Origin of the sequence: Shewanella sp. 10N.286.51.B8 (assembly GCF_041469325.1) — a bacterium.
Classification (GTDB): domain Bacteria; phylum Pseudomonadota; class Gammaproteobacteria; order Enterobacterales; family Shewanellaceae; genus Shewanella.
In genome coordinates, this window is the sequence record NZ_JBFRKG010000035.1 from 79034 (window position 1) to 95600 (window position 16567).

14 protein-coding genes are annotated in these 16567 nt (G+C 42.7%); 3 read left to right on the forward strand and 11 right to left on the reverse strand.

The genetic code is table 11. From position 1 onward, the window contains the following. Positions 1–222: 222 nt before the first annotated feature. Positions 223–1674 carry a methyl-accepting chemotaxis protein gene (locus AB4160_RS13960; protein ID WP_303411467.1) on the forward strand — a complete coding sequence of 484 codons (1452 nt, stop codon included), beginning with the start codon at positions 223–225 and terminating at the stop codon, positions 1672–1674. A 147-nt stretch (positions 1675–1821) separates the two neighbouring features. Here the strand turns inward: AB4160_RS13960 and AB4160_RS13965 are convergent, their stop codons facing one another. The 7 genes from AB4160_RS13965 to AB4160_RS13995 form a co-directional block, all read right to left on the reverse strand. Then, positions 1822–3564: a sugar phosphorylase gene (locus AB4160_RS13965; protein ID WP_303503670.1), complete on the reverse strand. Its 1743-nt coding sequence runs from the start codon at positions 3562–3564 to the stop codon at positions 1822–1824. Between the two features lie 62 nt (positions 3565–3626). Further along, positions 3627–4847 carry a glycosyl transferase gene (locus tag AB4160_RS13970; protein ID WP_076538328.1) on the reverse strand — a complete coding sequence of 407 codons (1221 nt, stop codon included), beginning with the start codon at positions 4845–4847 and terminating at the stop codon, positions 3627–3629. Between the two features lies 1 nt (position 4848). Further along, positions 4849–5700: an HAD-IIB family hydrolase gene (locus AB4160_RS13975; RefSeq protein WP_372005112.1), complete on the reverse strand. Its 852-nt coding sequence runs from the start codon at positions 5698–5700 to the stop codon at positions 4849–4851. Positions 5701–5996: 296 nt separating this feature from the next. Then, positions 5997–7832 (reverse strand): diguanylate cyclase, encoded by a 1836-nt coding sequence (locus AB4160_RS13980; RefSeq protein WP_372002151.1) that lies wholly within the window; start codon positions 7830–7832, stop codon positions 5997–5999. A 383-nt stretch (positions 7833–8215) separates the two neighbouring features. Continuing rightward, complete coding sequence (locus tag AB4160_RS13985) at positions 8216–9082, reverse strand: hypothetical protein (protein WP_368501204.1); 867 nt, start codon at positions 9080–9082, stop codon at positions 8216–8218. A 32-nt stretch (positions 9083–9114) separates the two neighbouring features. Beyond that, on the reverse strand, positions 9115–10269 hold the full coding sequence (locus tag AB4160_RS13990; protein ID WP_102520291.1) for a BamA/TamA family outer membrane protein: 1155 nt from the start codon (positions 10267–10269) through the stop codon (positions 9115–9117). A gap of 176 nt (positions 10270–10445) precedes the next feature. Beyond that, positions 10446–10952, reverse strand: coding sequence for a VF530 family DNA-binding protein (locus AB4160_RS13995; protein WP_372005114.1), 507 nt, complete (start codon positions 10950–10952; stop codon positions 10446–10448). A 354-nt stretch (positions 10953–11306) separates the two neighbouring features. On the opposite strand from AB4160_RS13995, the gene AB4160_RS14000 reads away from it, so the two are divergent. Next, positions 11307–11621 carry a glutaredoxin family protein gene (locus AB4160_RS14000; protein WP_198590430.1) on the forward strand — a complete coding sequence of 105 codons (315 nt, stop codon included), beginning with the start codon at positions 11307–11309 and terminating at the stop codon, positions 11619–11621. Positions 11622–11730: 109 nt separating this feature from the next. Here the strand turns inward: AB4160_RS14000 and AB4160_RS14005 are convergent, their stop codons facing one another. Then, positions 11731–12498: a class I SAM-dependent methyltransferase gene (locus AB4160_RS14005; RefSeq protein WP_198589950.1), complete on the reverse strand. Its 768-nt coding sequence runs from the start codon at positions 12496–12498 to the stop codon at positions 11731–11733. Positions 12499–12632: 134 nt separating this feature from the next. On the opposite strand from AB4160_RS14005, the gene AB4160_RS14010 reads away from it, so the two are divergent. Next, entirely contained in the window at positions 12633–13475 is an 843-nt protein-coding gene (locus tag AB4160_RS14010) for a 23S rRNA (adenine(2030)-N(6))-methyltransferase RlmJ (RefSeq protein WP_372005117.1), read from the forward strand. Positions 13476–13602: 127 nt separating this feature from the next. Here AB4160_RS14010 and AB4160_RS14015 read toward each other — a convergent pair whose 3' ends face one another. From AB4160_RS14015 to AB4160_RS14025, 3 genes are read right to left on the reverse strand one after another with little or no spacing between them, the layout of a single operon-like run. Next, positions 13603–13863, reverse strand: a complete 261-nt coding sequence (locus tag AB4160_RS14015; protein WP_102520287.1) for a hypothetical protein — start codon at positions 13861–13863, stop codon at positions 13603–13605. Between the two features lie 30 nt (positions 13864–13893). Then, the gene (locus tag AB4160_RS14020) at positions 13894–15303 is read right to left on the reverse strand and encodes a M28 family peptidase (protein WP_372005119.1); all 1410 of its coding nucleotides are present in this window, start codon (positions 15301–15303) and stop codon (positions 13894–13896) included. A gap of 25 nt (positions 15304–15328) precedes the next feature. After that, the gene (locus tag AB4160_RS14025; protein WP_372005208.1) at positions 15329–16069 is read right to left on the reverse strand and encodes a lytic transglycosylase domain-containing protein; all 741 of its coding nucleotides are present in this window, start codon (positions 16067–16069) and stop codon (positions 15329–15331) included. Positions 16070–16567: the final 498 nt, after the last annotated feature.

The window sequence follows — 16567 nt, forward strand, 5'->3', positions numbered from 1 at the left end:
TAATTGTCTCGCCAATTTTGCCCTCTGTTTTGCCTCGGATATAAGCAAGATTATTATTAAACTTTTACCGCCAATTGCCGATATGTTTGTATGCGGCGGTCTTTTAACAATAAGGCAAATAACGCCAATCATTTAACACTGGGATTAGCGTCAATTTATTTTAAAGCTATTCCTTTTATATCAGTTACATACCAAGACTAAGGCTTACGCCGAGGATTTCAAATGAAACAAATTAGTTTTCGCAAAGTCGATGCCGTACTAATTAAGCTGAGCCTAAATGGTAAATTTTGGGTTATTTGTACCCTAGTCACCTTTTTTACCGCAGCTATAGCACTGACAAATTACCTTAATAGCAATAGCCAAATAAGCCAGTCATCACAGCAATTTGCCCAAACAACCATTGATGCTTACGCGAACAGTGCCAAGGCTCAAAACTTATCAGACGATGCACTTGCTGACTTTGCCCGACAAATAAATGCGTCTGTGGGTTATATGAGCGCCGCCAAACGTAGCGGCGATAACATTACCGTCAGTGCTGCGGTTGGCAATCAAGCACTTGTAACCACTATTAATGTCACCCAAATTGAAATGGCAGCAAAATCAGCTACTAAAAACATAATGATGATAGCCTTATTGAGCTTATTGCCCTTATATCTGGTTTGCTATTGGATCTCGACCTCCCTTGGTGGCGGCCTGTGGGATATGTATATTGCCATTAAGCGCCTTGCAGACGGTGATTTAAGCCAGCGACTGAATTTTTTTGGTAGCGATGATTTCAGTGTTATTGCCCGTGAAATTGATCGCAGCGCCGATAATATGAGTGAAATGGTGTCAGCCATTGCAGTTAATGCTGAAACACTAGCTGGTGCTGCGGTTGAGTTTAATCAACAGGCGCAACAAAGTGAGCAGTTAACCCAGTACCAACATGATTTTTTAGATACGGTATCAGTTGCTATGGCGCAAATGACCGCAGCCATTGAGGAAGTATCCCACAATGCCTCGAATACCTCTGAGCAGACTCAGCTCAACTCAGCCCAAGCTAATAACAGCCAGGTGCAAATTACTGAAGCCGTTACCCGTATTAGCACCTTAACAGGCAGAATTTCAGAAGCCTCAAGCTCAGTGGCTGAGTTATCTACCGCCGCCGCTAATATCGGCGCTGTGGTCACCACCATTAACAGCATTTCAGAACAAACCAACCTGTTAGCCCTAAATGCTGCTATTGAAGCGGCTCGCGCCGGTGAGCAAGGTCGAGGCTTTGCCGTGGTTGCTGATGAAGTGCGCACCTTAGCCAGTCGCACCCAGCAAGCCACGGTTGAAATTCAAACCATGATTGAGGGACTGCAGCAAGACACTAATACTCTTTCGCACATCACCACCGATATTGTGGCGCAGGCAGATAAAGGCCGTAATGCCATTGAGTCTGTCGGTAACGATGTGGATCAAATGGTTGGCTCTATTAGCCATGTGTTTGATATGAGTAGCCAAATAGCAACCTCATCAGAGGAGCAAAGTGCGGCAGCGCGAGATATTGCTGGCCAGCTAAGGGATATTCGAGGCCAAGCAGAAACCATCAAGGATAGTGCCCAGCGCTCGGTCAGTCTCGCCACCAATTTAAATGACTCTTCGAATAGCTTGGAAGGTATTTTAAAGCAGTATACTTTAGCGAAATAACAGCACTTGAGCGAAATAACAGCACTTGAGCGAAATAACAGCACTTTAGCTAAAAAATAACGATATAAAAAGTGACCCTAAAGCAAGGTTAGCCCTTTGCTTTAGGTTGCTGATTTTAAGCAATTTATCTTTTAAGCGGTTTTTACACTAAGCCACGTTACTGATCCACACCGTTTGATAGGGCTCAAGTAACATCACTGCGTTAATGTCTGCAATCACCTCACCATCAATGAGATCAAACCAGGTTTCAGTGCCAATTAAATTCAGTTCAGCCAACGGCAGCTCCATCACTTGATCGGTAATATTACTGATACAAAAAATACTTTGTCGTCTATCACGGCTTTGACGCCAGAAACCAAATAACTGTAAACCTAAATGCAACGTAAACTGGGTCGCATTAGGGTTAAATGCTCGCTGCCGTGTACGAATACTAATTAGCTTAGTTAATGATGCCAGCACTTTACTGTGCTGATTATTATCATCGGCTAGTAATCGACTTAGCTCTTCATAGTCCCAGCGATGACGGTTAATAGCCCGGTTATGGGAGGTATTGGCTAGCTTTTCATAATCATTGCCAGTGCCTAACAAGCTATGAATATAAATACCTGGTATGCCCTCAAGCCCCAGCATAATCGCGTGGGCGCAGCTAAAGCGAGCTAAACCAAACTCATCTTTACCTTTCACTGTGCCTTGTAAGGCGTCAATTAAAGCAATGTTCATTTCATAGGGCTTTTGCTCCCCCTCTTCAGAGGTGCGGCTAGATATTTTGCCGCCAAATGACACCATGGTTTCCACTAGGGTGTTAATTTCATCCTCATCTAATAAGCCTTCAGCAGGTCTTAGCCCTACACCATCGTGGGAGGCAATAAAGTTAAAGTAAGTGGTGCCGTCCTGCGCGGGCGGCATACTCATCTGCCAACGTTTAAGGTATAAACAACTGCCAGTGATCAAGGTATTAATCAATAACGGCGGCAATGAAAAGTTATAAATACAATGGGCTTCGTTAGCATTACCAAAATAGGTTAGGTTTTGGGTATTGGGTATGTTGGTTTCGGTGATCACCACCGCATTATGTTGCGCATGCTCAATAAGGGTGCGTAGTAATCTAATCACTTCATGAGTTTGCACTAGATTAATCGATTTAGTGCCGACGATTTTCCATAAAAACGCCACTGCATCTAAACGGAAAATATTCACGCCTGCATCAAGGTATTGTCTGATGATCTTCACAAACTCCAGCAGCACTTGCGGGTTTCTAAAGTCAAAATCCACTTGGTCATGACTAAAGGTGCACCACACATGCTGCAGACCTTTAGCGGTATCTGTGGGCCTTAGTAAATCAGATGTCCGTGGCCGCACTACCGCAGATAAATCATCCTCAGGCTTAGCGGTAAAAAAGTAATCATGACCTAGGCCCTCACCTTTAATGAAGTTTTGAAACCACGCGCTACGGCTAGAGCAGTGATTAATCACTAAATCAGACATTAATCTGCGTTTGTTGGCAATTAACTCAATATCCGACCAATCACCTAAGGCATCATTGACACTTGAGTAATCAATTACAGCAAAGCCATCATCCGAACTATAAGGAAAGAATGGCAAGATATGCACCCCATTGATGCACTCAAGGTAGTTATCCATAAATTCTGCAAGAATGGATAACGGCTTTTGCCCCTCTTGAATAATGCTATCACCATAGGTGATCATGATGACATCGTGCTGCGACCAATGATTGGCATAGGGATGTGGCTCATCACAATCGACACTAATATTCATGGTGTTAATCAATTGCTCAGCAAGATCATCCACTGACACATCTAGTGTGATATCTTGATAAATACAACCTAACTGCTGAATTAGCTTTTGCTTAAGTGCATTAATGTCTGCCATTTTGACCTCTTCAAACCTGCGAGCTTGCCCTGCTCGCGGGTATCCTAAAATCTCACTCATAATTACATAAACTCTGCATTATCAGCCTCTACCGCTTCTTTGAGCTGCTCAAGCACATCAGGCATAGCGCTGATCACCCGGCTCCATGTTGGCATAAAAGGGGTTTCCATTGGGTTATCAAGAAAACGCTGCCCAGCGGTCACAATATTTTGGGCAAACATTTCTACGGCTTTTTCTTCAGTATGGATATCGGTGGTGAGCCCATTCATAAGCGCATCATTATGGTAAGTTTCCACATAATCGAGGGCGATACGATAATAGGTCGCTTTTAGGGTTCTAAAGGCTTCGGTACTAAAGGTTTCCCCTTGGGTAGCCAATTTACGATAAAACGCCTTGGTGATATCAATCGACATTTTTGATAAGCCCGCTTCCGCATTATCTAGGGATAAATCCTGATGTTTGTGATCGTAATTATCCGCAATGTCCACCTGACAAATACGGTTATGAGCATAGTTACGATGCATCTCACTCAGCACCCCAATCTCTAAGCCCCAATCACTGGGAATACGTAAATCGTTTAACACATCACGTCTAAATGAAAACTCACCGGCTAATGGATAACGAAAGCTGTCCATATATTCTAAATAATCATTATGACCCACCACTCTTTGTAAGGCTTTAATCAATGGCGTGACCAATAGTCGAGACACGCGGCCATTAATTTTGCCGTTGGACATGCGGGCATAAAAACCTTTACTGAACTCGTAATTAAACTGTGGATTGGCCACCGGATATAACAATCTTGCCAGCAGGGATTTTTCATAGGTGACAATATCGCAATCATGCAGTGCCACTGATTCCGTTTTGCCGGACGCCAAAATATAACCCATGCAGTACCAAACGTTACGGCCTTTACCGAGCTCTTTCGGCGCAAGGCCCAACTCACTTAATTTAGCATCAAGGGCTTGCAGTCTGGGGCCGTCATTCCAAAGTACTCTATGGTGTTGTGGCAGCTGATTAAAAAAACCCAGCGCCTGTTTATATTGCTCTTTATCGGCCCTATCAAGCCCAATCACAATTTCATTTAAGTAAGGCACGTCTTTTAATTTACTAATAATTGCAGGTAAGGCTTCACCCTCTAGCTCTGAATACAGCGAAGGTAAAATCAGCCCTAACGGCCGCGTTTTAGCAAATTTAAGTAAGTCCTGCTCCATCTCTTCATGGGTACGCTGGGTCAGATTATGTAGGGTAGTCACTATGCCATTTTGGTAAAAATCAGCCATGTTATGCCTCCTCAAGCTTCAATGATGTTGAAGAATTTGGGTTTAAAAACAAAGCTTCTAGGCATTCTGCCCAGCCTTTAGGGCCGTATTGGCTACTTTGAATCGGTGTTGATGTGGTATCGATTTTTGGAAAAGTATGAGTGGGAGATTTAATTTGAATGGCAATATCAGCCGCCTCTAGCATGGCGCTGTCGTTACCACTGTCACCGAGGGCAATGGTTTGCACGCTGGTTTGATAAGCATTGGCATATTGCTGGGCTAACCAGTCCATGGCGCGGCCTTTATCTGTATGGCCGCCAACATGTAAGAAACGCCCGCCTTGGAGCATATTCACGCCTAGGCTATTCATATGGGCCATAAAGGCTTGCTTTCGAGTGTCATCACCGGTCCACAATAACGGCTCAGAGTAATGCCTTACCAAGGCCAGTGTGGCTTTTTCTGGGGTTAAATCCGTTAGCTCACAAAGCTCTTCGGCTGTCAGAGATGAAAAACCAAGGTAATCTTCTGTAAATGCTTTGGCCTCGGTTTCCAGTAAGGTTAACCAATGGCTTCTTGGCTCACAAAATTCTTTTACCCAATAATACCCTTGGGTAAAGGTGTCTTGAGGCTGAGTGTCAAAGTAACCAATGGGAATGTAGATCACTGCGCCATTTTCTGAAATAAACGGTGAGTTAAAACCAATGGTTTGCTGAAACTTTTCCATTTCGGCAAACGTTTTACTGGTATTAGGGATAATAGGAATTTGCTTTTCATTTAATCCTTCAATTACCGCTATTGCGCTGGAGAAACTGTAATCAAAGTGATCAAGTAAAGTACCGTCCATGTCTGTAAATATTAGCGGTCTTGTGGTCATATTTATTCCCTTCCATTACCTAAACAATTATTCAACTGCCTAAAAATGTTTCAGGTTACATGCCAGCTTTTGGCGCTTTGCACTAAAATGGTTAGAAACCAAACATTAGACACTGAATTTATTGATTAAATAATTTATCCGAAGGGAAAGAACACATTAAAAAAAACACAGAAATGGATCATAAATGCAGGATTTTGAAACAAACTTTGCACCATTACGGTGCAAAGAGAGCGTTAAAGGTTAGCTAATTACACTTGCTAATAGGACTGCATTAGCCAAGCTGTTTTTGGTAAGGGTTATGCGCACTCAGCAGCAAGGTGCACTTTATTTTTACCTGCATATTTAGCTCGGTACAGTGCTTCATCTGCTATTTTTGCTAAATCAAATAATGACTTAGTGCTATCAATATTATTTACCACTCCCATGCTCACCGTTAAATCAAGACTAATATCGTCAAAGTGAAACGCTCGAGATGCTATGCCGTGACGCAAACGCTCTGATATCGCAAAGGCTTGATCCATATTAGTATTGGGTAACACTATCAAAAACTCTTCACCGCCGATCCTACCTATCAAGTCACTGTTTTTTAATAAGGCTTTTGCTCTTTTTGACAGCGATTTTAGCGCAAGATCGCCCACATGATGCCCATAAGTGTCATTAATGGTTTTGAAGTTATCAATATCAAACAGGATCACTGCCAAAGGTTGCTGTTTTTTTGCCGCTTTTTCAACGAGGCTCTGACCTTGGGTAAAGGTTTGGCCACGATTATAAAGCCCGGTAAGAAAGTCAATTTCTGCACGAAATTTTAACGATCGCCGCGAGAGCAATAGGAAAATAATCAAGGTTAATAACACCACAGCAGAAACAAAAAGTAGCATCAGATTAAGCTGATAAATACGCTCTTTATCTTCAACTGCTACCAAGTTTAATTCATTAATAGCAAGCCTATTCGCCAGTAATTGATTTTCAAAATTGACCAATTGGTCATTATGACCAAGCGCAGAAATGATAACTTGGTTGCTAATGACGCTTTGGTGCGCCTCCCTTTCTAAATCAATGACATCAAGCAGCGTATTAACGGCCTCAATGGGCTTAGCCTCATCCATCGCAATTATGGCATCGGCCTGTAAAATCATGCTTTGCTGGTTTTGACTAAAGTGTTTATCTTGTTTGAATGCGCGCGCCATTTCAGCCGCTTTTACTGCATCACCAATTCTTAAATAAGCTAACGCCAGATATAAGTAATTGCTGGTTTTAAAATAACTTTCTTTGGAAGTGTGGTGTAATGCAACCGCTTTTTCTAAATGCTCAATAGCAAGGGGAAAATCATTCATTCTTAGCGCCACGCGGCCGCTATTTAGATGCGCGAAAAATAATAAATCTTTGTAATCTTTAGCTTCATTGGCCAAAGTGAACTGCACCGTCAGGCTTTTCTGAGCTTTATCCCAATCCCCTAGCTTTAATGCCTCGCTAAGCATATTGTGTTGCATATTGAACATGTCTTCTTTGTCATTAATACGCTGCCAAGTCAGGTAGGCTTTTTCAAAGTTTTCATACCCTTGTTGATGTAATCCCACACGCCGATAAAGATTACCTGTCGCATTATAAATCAAAGCTTTACGGTTTAAGTTTAGCGCACTACTTTTATCAACGACTGTCAGCGCTTCGCTTAATAAATCAATGCCCTGTTGAACCGTAGTAGGCTCTGTATAACAAAAAGCATTTTGAGTTAATGTCTTAGCGAGTAATTCTGAGTTGTTATGCTGACGAGCATAATGGAGCGCGAGTGTTCTATCTTCACAGTAAACCGCAGGATCGTTAGTTTGGAGATATTTAGCAAAGGAGCGCTCTAAGTAGCTATCAATTAAGATATCAGTCACCGCCAAAGAGCTAACCAGCGCGATACCCTTATCATAACTGGCTATAGCTAATTCCAACTGGCGAGTTTTTTCGTACTGCTGGCCATAAACAAAATAATACTTTGCTTGAGATTCAGCATCAAAGTTGCTGCCTGTAAGATCAAATTGGTCTAATAACGCAATCGATTCTGCAGCAGAAAGCCCTTTAATTGATTGTTCTAATTTGAGGAAAGCATCATTGGCAACAGCACTCAAGCTTGCTAAAAAAAGCATACTGCACAGCCATGGGATAAATCTTCTCATCTACAAACAATCCATTTTTCGTTAGCTAAATAGCACTTTTGTAGTATATCGACTTAGGCGTAATATGGAATGGCTTCGCAACAAAACTCACAACCACCTACAAATTGATACAAATAGACTAACAGAACTGATACACAAGTAACTTAAACCCGATAAGCCCTTAAAAAATGCACTAGGCATAACAGCAAGAGTTAACGATGAATAGAGTCTGGGTTTACTTAGCATTGGCTAATGCTTGAGATGAATTATCTGAGTTTGCGAGAATCGTTTTGTGAGGCCGATAACAGCCATCACAAATTATTTTTTGCCATAAAAATAGTCAAAAATAACGATTTTAATGCTGTAAATTGGCGTTATTTAACAGAGCTTGGTTCGCACGATGAAGAGTAGCTGTCGAGTTCAATTAACCCTTTGAGGATAATGCCGTGATAGCGCGCTTTAATCAGTTGATAATCCATATCTGCCGCAAAATAGTAGGTGACATCTTCATCGCCAGTTTGCTCCACGGGGATCAAGGTTAACTCCCCCCAAGGTGCAAGTGTAACCGTTTGCTTTTGCTGCACATAAAACTGGTAGGGCTCGATGCCATCAGAGGCTTGCCTTACTAAGGCGAATTGCTGCCGACCTTGTAATAAATGCTCCCGAATTTGAATCGCCAAGGTATCCACATCACGCAAAGGGAGTTCTTTTGACACATAGGTATCCACATCGCCATCAATATCGACCCGCGACTGTCGCCCTGCGTCATCAAAAGTGACTTGCATATCCCGTGAGCGAAATCCTGACACTTGTTGATGAAACTCATCCGTTAACCATTCATTAGTTGCATCAGACCAAGACAGTTCTGCCCGCTGCTGATATTGGGTGCCAATGCCTAAAATACTGGCTTCACTGTTTGACGTTACTACCGCTGATTTGCCTTGCCAATGCTCAGTTCTGGTCATTTCGCCAGTGTGTATCCCATTAAGATAAATGCTGTAATGAGCATTACGGCTGCATTGCTGGTCTGTTTCATTAGCAAGAGATTCACTAGCAAGGGCATCTTTGACGATGGCTTCATTGGCCAATGCATCACTAGCAGCTGCCGCATACAGTATGGCGAGCATCACCAATGACATAGCCACTGACTTAGATGACAGCGCCAATGACATGGCCAATGAGTTAGCCAAAGTTCGCCATCTTGTGGTGCTTATATGCAATTCAGAAATTGTGTTATTCATGCTCGCCTGTTATTGATACGTCAAACAGTAAATTAAAAAACTTCATTCACATTAAGATAGAAGTTAGTTTCATTTTCACCCACACCGACATCAAAACGCAGATTAATATTGTCTTTTATATTGAAGCGAAAACCGGTGCCATAGGATGTCATTAACTCATCAGATAATTGGCTCACTTTAGGCGCAACGCTGCCCACCGCGCCCCAAAAAACCATGCCATAACGCTGAAAAATCGGTAATCGATACTCAACTTGGCCCATCATCATTTGCTCGTCACGGTAACGCCCTTTGATATAACCGCGCATGGCGTTAGAGCCACCTAGATCTGGCAGTAAATTCCAAGGTACATCGCCATCAGTAAAGTGCCCTTGCAGTTGCCAAGCGATTAATCCTGGCGCAGACATAGAGCTTAAATCAATGTAATTGGCTAACTCGACATTGTAAGTTGAAAATGACGATGATTGATCGTTTTGATACAGGCCGGCATCCACTTGAAACAACCAACCTTTAGTGGCATTTAAACGGTAATCCCGCGAGTCGTAAATACTGGTGACGACCACGCCTGAACTAAAATTATTCGGCAATGTTTCAGTCGCATCTACGGCCATTTCAGGCTCAACTAAGGCTAAGTTTTCAGCACTGGCATAGATAAAATCTGCGCCAACACCAATAAAATAGTTGCTGGCAACTTCGGTCATCCACCGTGGCTTAAAACTATAAAGCTGCTCTTCAAACTCATGGTGATTTGCATCGATATTACCTTGCTCGATACCTTGGCCATAATAAACCGCCGCTTCGTTATGCAATTCTAATTGCAGCAATAAACGTTGCTTTCCTTGATTGAAAAACGTCATGTTTTCCACTTCAACGCCGTAAGAATTATTCATCGATACAAATGAGTTCAGTACTAACGATGACGGCTGCTCCTCTGCCGCTGCGCCATCAGTTTTATATAACCCCACCATTAACAAACCTAAGCCAAACTTTTTCTCGGGGGTGTAATAAGCGGTGGGTAAATAGCTCATATCGATAGCTTTAGTGTCATCAAACTCACCATCGGCGCCAAAGACTGACAAAATATCATCAACCCATGTCGGCTGCATATCTTCTGGGGTTTCAAATAAAGGTTCTACTGCGACGCTTGCGTTAGAAAACGCCATAAATACTAGGAATAAAATCCGTTTCATAACAACTCTAATTAATGATGGGAATGGGGAGTTAATAAACACCTTGTATGCAGCCAATTGACTTGCCGAGTGCATTTTAACAGAGTTTGAGCAATAAAAAATGCCGCTATCGTTGCAGTAATAGCGACATTTATTATCAATGATGGGTTTTATCTCAAACCCATTAACTCAGAGAGTTACTTACCCCAAGGGTTAGTTGGGTCTTGTGATGGCGCAGGTCTTTTGGCGCCCGACTTATCTGAGCTACGATTTTGCGCATAAGCATCTTGTTGTCTTGGCTTATCGCTACCATAACGAGGACGCTGATTTTTAGCCTTCATCGCTTCGTAATTCTCAGTCGCTTTAGCGCGCTGTTCATCTAACAACTCAACCGTTAACTCTTGTGGCTTACGTGGCACGATACCATCAGCAAACCCGCGAGCTCTTGGCTTTAGTTCAAACTGTTCAGCAGTACCTTTTGGCATTTGCTTAAAACGATAAAGATAGAAAGACTCAACTCGCTCTCTAGCCCATTCGGTTTTTTTAAGAAACTTGATACTCGCTTCCATACTTGGATTAAGGTTAAAGCACTCCAACCTCAGTGCCGCATAAAGTACTTTCCAATCATAAAAATCAACCAGCTCAGTCATCATGATGTCTAAAGTCAGGCCGTGAAGTGGGTTATTCTGTTGCTTTTCAATCATGTGAGACTCTAATAAAGGATAGTATTTAAAGGGAATGAAGCGGGTTTTGAACTGCTGTGCACATTATAGCGTTTTTAACTGCCTATATTGAGATATTTTTAATATTCAAGTGCGACAAAACCCCGCGTACAGCAAAAGCATGCCATATATCATCTATTCAGTTAATGAGTAACACACTGTATAAAAGCAAATTTTAAAGTCTGTAAAATTAATGCTAATATCCTCAGCTTATTTTTTAACCTCTATTTTAAATATTACTCTCGAAGAGTTATCGGCTTTTACAACTTAAAATCGATGACCATGCTATGTAAAGTATGAGAGTGAGATGCATTTTTAGTTATCAAGGAAGATAATGTGAAGAAAATTTTTATTTTATGCGTTCTATTCGCCATCTATCAAAATTGGCCATTATTTCCTAAGAAGTACGACCAAACTAACGAGGTGGTGTTATATGCCACTGACTGGTGTGGATATTGTGAAAAAGCGCGAGTATTCTTTGATAAAAATAATATTGCCTATACTGAATTTGATATTGAAAAGTCAGCTGAAGGTCGGCGTCGTTATGAAAATCTAGGTGGGGATAGCATTCCATTACTGGATATTAATGGCACCATTATCAGAGGTTATAATGAAAGAAAAATGGCTCAGCAACTATATGAGAAGCGATAATTTCAATCGTAAACCCCATACTTAATCTAAGTATGGGATTTGATAAAATAGCTGTGTTGGTATCGACTACTAACTAAAAAATCAAACTATAGCTAAAAAATGTGAAGCCCTACTTCATTGCCGCTTTCACATACACATCAAAGCGGTTTTTCTTAGTCGCAATAACCATACTCGGTTTTACTCCATCAAGATCTTCAGCGTAATCAGGGCGTTTTACTGCCACTCGCTTAGTGGCTAATGCCATTGCTGGCGCCAATAGGCCATCGGCATCAAGGTCTGCGCCCACTAATGTTTGGAATACGCGCATTTCTTTTTTTACCAAGGCTGACTTTTCGCGGTGGGGATACATGGGGTCTAAATAAACCACATCAATTTCTGTCGCGGTCGTTTTAGCCGCATCAGCTAAGGCACTAAGGCTCGATCCATGAAATAAACTCATGCGCTCACGCATCCACTCACCAATTTCAGCGTCTTCATAAGCACGGCGCAGTCCATCTTCAAGTAACGCTGCTACTACAGGATGGCGCTCAACCATAATCACTTTGCAACCTAGGCTAGCCAACACAAAAGCATCGCGGCCTAAACCTGCGGTGCCATCTACAACTGTTGGTGTCACCCCTTGTTTAAGGCCTACCGCTTTGGCGATTGATTGGCCGCGGCCGCCACCAAATTTACGACGGTGAGCAACAGCACCTGAAACAAAATCGACACTTATACCATCTAATTTAGGTTCATCACGTTTGTGCAGGCTTAAGGTGTTGTGCTCAAAACGCAATTCAAACTGCGCCTCTTTGCTCCACTCAAAACCCCAACGCTCACTGATATCAACCAGTGACGGATATTGCTGATTAAAAAAAATCGGTATTTGCAAAAGTATTTCCAGATATTTAGTAGACTCAAGGCTATTATGCCAAAAGCCCGCCAGAGTGAATACCTATACCTGCTTAGACTTAGCCCCTATAATGTAGCTATCTTGCAGCTTAGACTGCTTATTAATTTTCGGACACTCTCATGTTAAGTTACCGCCACGGTTTTCATGCTGGCAATTATGCCGATGTACTTAAGCACACTATGTTGCTGCAAGTACTTAAATTGATGCACAAAAAAGATAAGCCTATGGCCTATATTGATAGTCATGCGGGTGCAGGCGGTTACTCACTAACTGATGAGTTTTCAAAGAAAACCGGTGAATACTTAGATGGCGTAGCCAAGCTTTGGGGTAAAGATGATTTACCAGAGTCATTGCAGCTGTATATTGACGATGTAAAACACTTCAACCAAGGTGAGGAAGAACTGTCTTTTTACCCGGGTTCACCTGCTTTTGTTGATATGAACATGCGTGAAAAAGATCGCATGGTTTTACATGAGTTACACGGTACTGATTTTGCTTCACTTGATGAGCAGTTTGCTGATGACAGACATGTTCGTGTCGTTAAAGGTGATGGCTTGAAAGGCTTAATTGGTGCAGTGCCACCACTTGAGCGCCGCGCGGTTGCCTTGATTGACCCAAGTTATGAAATGAAAACCGATTATCAAGATGTTGCCCATGCCATTATCAAAGCACACAAACGCTTTGCTACTGGTGTTTATATGCTGTGGTATCCGGTGGTTGATAGAGCTCAAACTGAGTCCATGTTGAAAATACTGGCAGATAGCGGTATTAAAAATCAGCTGCGCATTGAGCAGTCAATTACCCCTGACAACAATGTATTTGGTATGACGGCTGCAGGCTTATGGGTGATTAACCCACCATGGAAGCTAGATACTACCGCGAAAGAAACCTTAGATTACCTAGAGCGCTGTCTTGGCCAAAGCGGTGGTAAAACCGTGGTTAAGTTAGAAGTGCCTGAATAATTTATTTCTCTCGGTGCTTTTAGCAGGTATCTTTAGCGATAATTTTAGTAAAGAAATGCCACTAAAAAGCCCATGTAATGAAAATTACATGGGCTTTTTTGTAATACCAATACTGATGCAATATAAACTATATGCACTCATCGCCATCGTCGCTGAAAGGTCTTACAACCAGCCCAATTAGGGCGGTAAAAATACCAACTAAAATATCACCATCATGTGAATCACTGCTAGTTGCTCCCGGGCTCGAGTCACGTTCACGTCTATCTGAATTACTTTCTGCCGTGCCGCGAACAAAATCACAGCCTGCATTGGTGGCACTTGATGATGAGCAAGCCGTGTTCAACATCATTGGCAGCAATAAACTTGCCAGTAAAATCCTTTTCTTCATCCTAATCCTTTTTTACATCAAAAAAATCTATTAATTGAACGCGCCCGCCGCTCCAGGGAATACCACTGGACTGGTATTACCGTTGTCGCCGACACTGGCAACACCGTAGACATAATTATCTATGACCATGTTTTTCATAATAAATTCATTCACGTTACCAACAAAACGACTATGACTCCATTCAGATTCTGTGGTTGAGCGCCAATAGACCCGATAACCTAATATATTCTTATTCGGTTGTGGCTGCCATTGCAGTTTGGTATCGGGTTGCATAATACCTTCGATGTTCACCCCTTTTGGCGGCTCTGGTGCCCACGCCATTGAAGCCAAACTAATGGCATTAAGTGCGGTGAGTTTGGCATTAAAGTCAAAATCCACCCCAGCAAGCACATCACCATATTCAATACCATTTTCAGTGCGAATATCTTGATGCTGACGATCATAATGCTCATTAGCTTCCATCACTCTAACGGTAGGCATACCTGCTTTATTAAACGGTAAATGATGGCCGCCACGGCCAAAGCGATCGAGACGATATACCAACATCACATCAAGGTTAGTCATGTATTGATCAACTAAGGATTTAATTTTTCGTGCAAGATTACGTGAAGCGGAATCATTTTCGCCGCCGCTAAAATAGCGCTGTTTAGCTTCTTCTGTGGTTTCTGCAATTCTGACCCCTTCAGAAAATACTCTTACAGTAGAATTGTTGATAACCCCGTTAATGCCAGCAATATTACCAATCATGTCATTGTTCAACACCGCTTGGATTTGCCAGTCATGCTTTTTAGCATAATTAATCAGCACATCACCGCCATATAAACCTTGCTCTTCACCTGAAAGCGCCGCATAAACAATTGTGCCATTGAATTGATATTTCGACAGCACTCGCGCGGCCTCTAAAGCGCCAGCAACCCCAGAGGCATTATCATTGGCCCCCGGAGATACCGAGGTAAAATCCATCGGGTCGGTTACCCGAGAGTCAATATCACCACTCATCATTACCACGCGGTTAGGATCTGTTGTGCCTCGCTGAATCGCAAATACATTTACCACTTCAGTGGGTTCAGGAATGCGTTTACCACTAACCGTTTCGCCCACCATGACAACTTCTAAACAGCCACCACAATCAGCAGATATCCGTTCAAATTCAGCTTTAATCCAGCGCCTTGCTGCGCCAATACCTTGGGTATCAGATTGTGTTTCAGATAAGGTATGACGAGTGCCAAAGCTCACCAGCGTTTCTACATCTGTGCGTAAACGCTTAGCCTGCGGCGCTGTGGCAATATCATATAAACGCAGATCTTCTTCTGATGGCGCGAGATGACTTTGCTGGGCTGCAATCGCATTAAACCCAACAATATTAACGCTTAATAGCGATAGTACGCCAATAACTTGATAGCACTTTTTTATGGTTATTGTGTGTGTATCCCTGTTCATATCATCCTCTTAAATCTTTAGATTATTAGCTCGCTAATGCTGCTTGATAGCGTTTTAGCAAGATTTTTACCCGCTCAACATAGGCTTGAGTTTCTGGGTATGGCGGGATTCCTTGGTACTTAGTCACGGTTGTTGGGCCAGCATTATAGGCGGCGCAGGCAAGATCAATATCATTATCAAATCGTTCAAGTAAGTACGCTAAATATTGGCTACCACCCAGAATATTCTGCCGCACGTTATAAGCATCGGTCACGCCCAACTCTTTGGCTGTGGCAGGCATTAATTGCATTAATCCAATTGCCCCCACCTTTGAGTGCGCTTTGGCATTAAATGCTGATTCCGCATGGATCACCGCCCGAATTAACGCAGGATCTAACTGAAATTGTTTGGCAGCATCCTCGACTAACTGTTTATGCTTAGAGACAAATATGGGAATACGCTGCCAATCAAGCTGCGAGTCTACTTGGCAGGCAAAGCAGTCATACAATAAAACGTCAAAGTCCTCAGTGGTGGGCACGACATTTGAAAAAGTGGTCACGCCATTACGTTGATACTGATAGATTTTACGTTTTGGTTTTTTAGTCTGACTACCTGCGGTCAAGGTACTTTTTGCGGTTAATGCGCTTGAAACCATTGTTGGTGCTGCATTATCCGCTGACGGCTGGCGCGAAAAATACTTCTTCTTTGCAGGAGGCTGATAACGCTCTACAACAGCCGCAGATTTTATCGCAGTTTGTTCAACAATCACTTTGGGCTTTAACACCATAGCAGGTTTTGCTGGCTGCTTAAGCGCCACGACCGGGGGGTGTAATACCTGTTGTTTCTTTGGTTTAACTTGAGAGCGGGGTTTAACTTGAGAGCCAGACTCAGCATCACCCGTGTCACTTGCTAAAGGTAATACCACAATAGGCGCATGCAAGACTTGTTGACGCTTGGGCGCTTGGGCTAGGGGCGTCGGCATAGTCGCCACTTTAATCACTTTAGGCTGCACGTTAGTGCTGGTTGCAAGCTGCTTTTGAGGTTTTATGCGCTCACTTTGCGACGCAGTAATTTTATCCGCTTGCGGCGATTTTTCAGTTAATCCTAACGACGCTGCTGTGGGAGTAAGTTTCTGATTCGGTTTGCTTTGCTCAATCTGCGTTTGTGCTTTGGCAATTATTTGCGGTTTAACTGGCGCAGTCATGGTTAGTTTAGTTTTAGCTTGAGAGAGCAGCTGTGCTTGATTCACTTCAAGGGCCTGAACCCTATCTTGTGCATGCGCCAC

What these genes read in the sequence shown, in the direction of transcription:
- AB4160_RS13970 (WP_076538328.1), bottom strand. Translation starts at nt 4,847, where the DNA reads ATGGCTGATTTTTACCAAAATGGCATAGTGACTACCCTACATAATCTG.
- AB4160_RS14020 (WP_372005119.1), bottom strand. Translation starts at nt 15,303, where the DNA reads ATGAACAGGGATACACACACAATAACCATAAAAAAGTGCTATCAAGTT.
- AB4160_RS13985 (WP_368501204.1), bottom strand. Translation starts at nt 9,082, where the DNA reads ATGAATAACACAATTTCTGAATTGCATATAAGCACCACAAGATGGCGA.
- AB4160_RS13965 (WP_303503670.1), bottom strand. Translation starts at nt 3,564, where the DNA reads ATGGCAGACATTAATGCACTTAAGCAAAAGCTAATTCAGCAGTTAGGT.
- AB4160_RS13995 (WP_372005114.1), bottom strand. Translation starts at nt 10,952, where the DNA reads ATGATTGAAAAGCAACAGAATAACCCACTTCACGGCCTGACTTTAGAC.
- AB4160_RS13975 (WP_372005112.1), bottom strand. Translation starts at nt 5,700, where the DNA reads ATGACCACAAGACCGCTAATATTTACAGACATGGACGGTACTTTACTT.
- AB4160_RS14010 (WP_372005117.1), top strand. Translation starts at nt 12,633, where the DNA reads ATGTTAAGTTACCGCCACGGTTTTCATGCTGGCAATTATGCCGATGTA.
- AB4160_RS13990 (WP_102520291.1), bottom strand. Translation starts at nt 10,269, where the DNA reads ATGAAACGGATTTTATTCCTAGTATTTATGGCGTTTTCTAACGCAAGC.
- AB4160_RS13980 (WP_372002151.1), bottom strand. Translation starts at nt 7,832, where the DNA reads ATGCTTTTTTTAGCAAGCTTGAGTGCTGTTGCCAATGATGCTTTCCTC.
- AB4160_RS14015 (WP_102520287.1), bottom strand. Translation starts at nt 13,863, where the DNA reads ATGAAGAAAAGGATTTTACTGGCAAGTTTATTGCTGCCAATGATGTTG.
- AB4160_RS14025 (WP_372005208.1), bottom strand. Translation starts at nt 16,069, where the DNA reads ATGGTGTTAAAGCCCAAAGTGATTGTTGAACAAACTGCGATAAAATCT.
- AB4160_RS13960 (WP_303411467.1), top strand. Translation starts at nt 223, where the DNA reads ATGAAACAAATTAGTTTTCGCAAAGTCGATGCCGTACTAATTAAGCTG.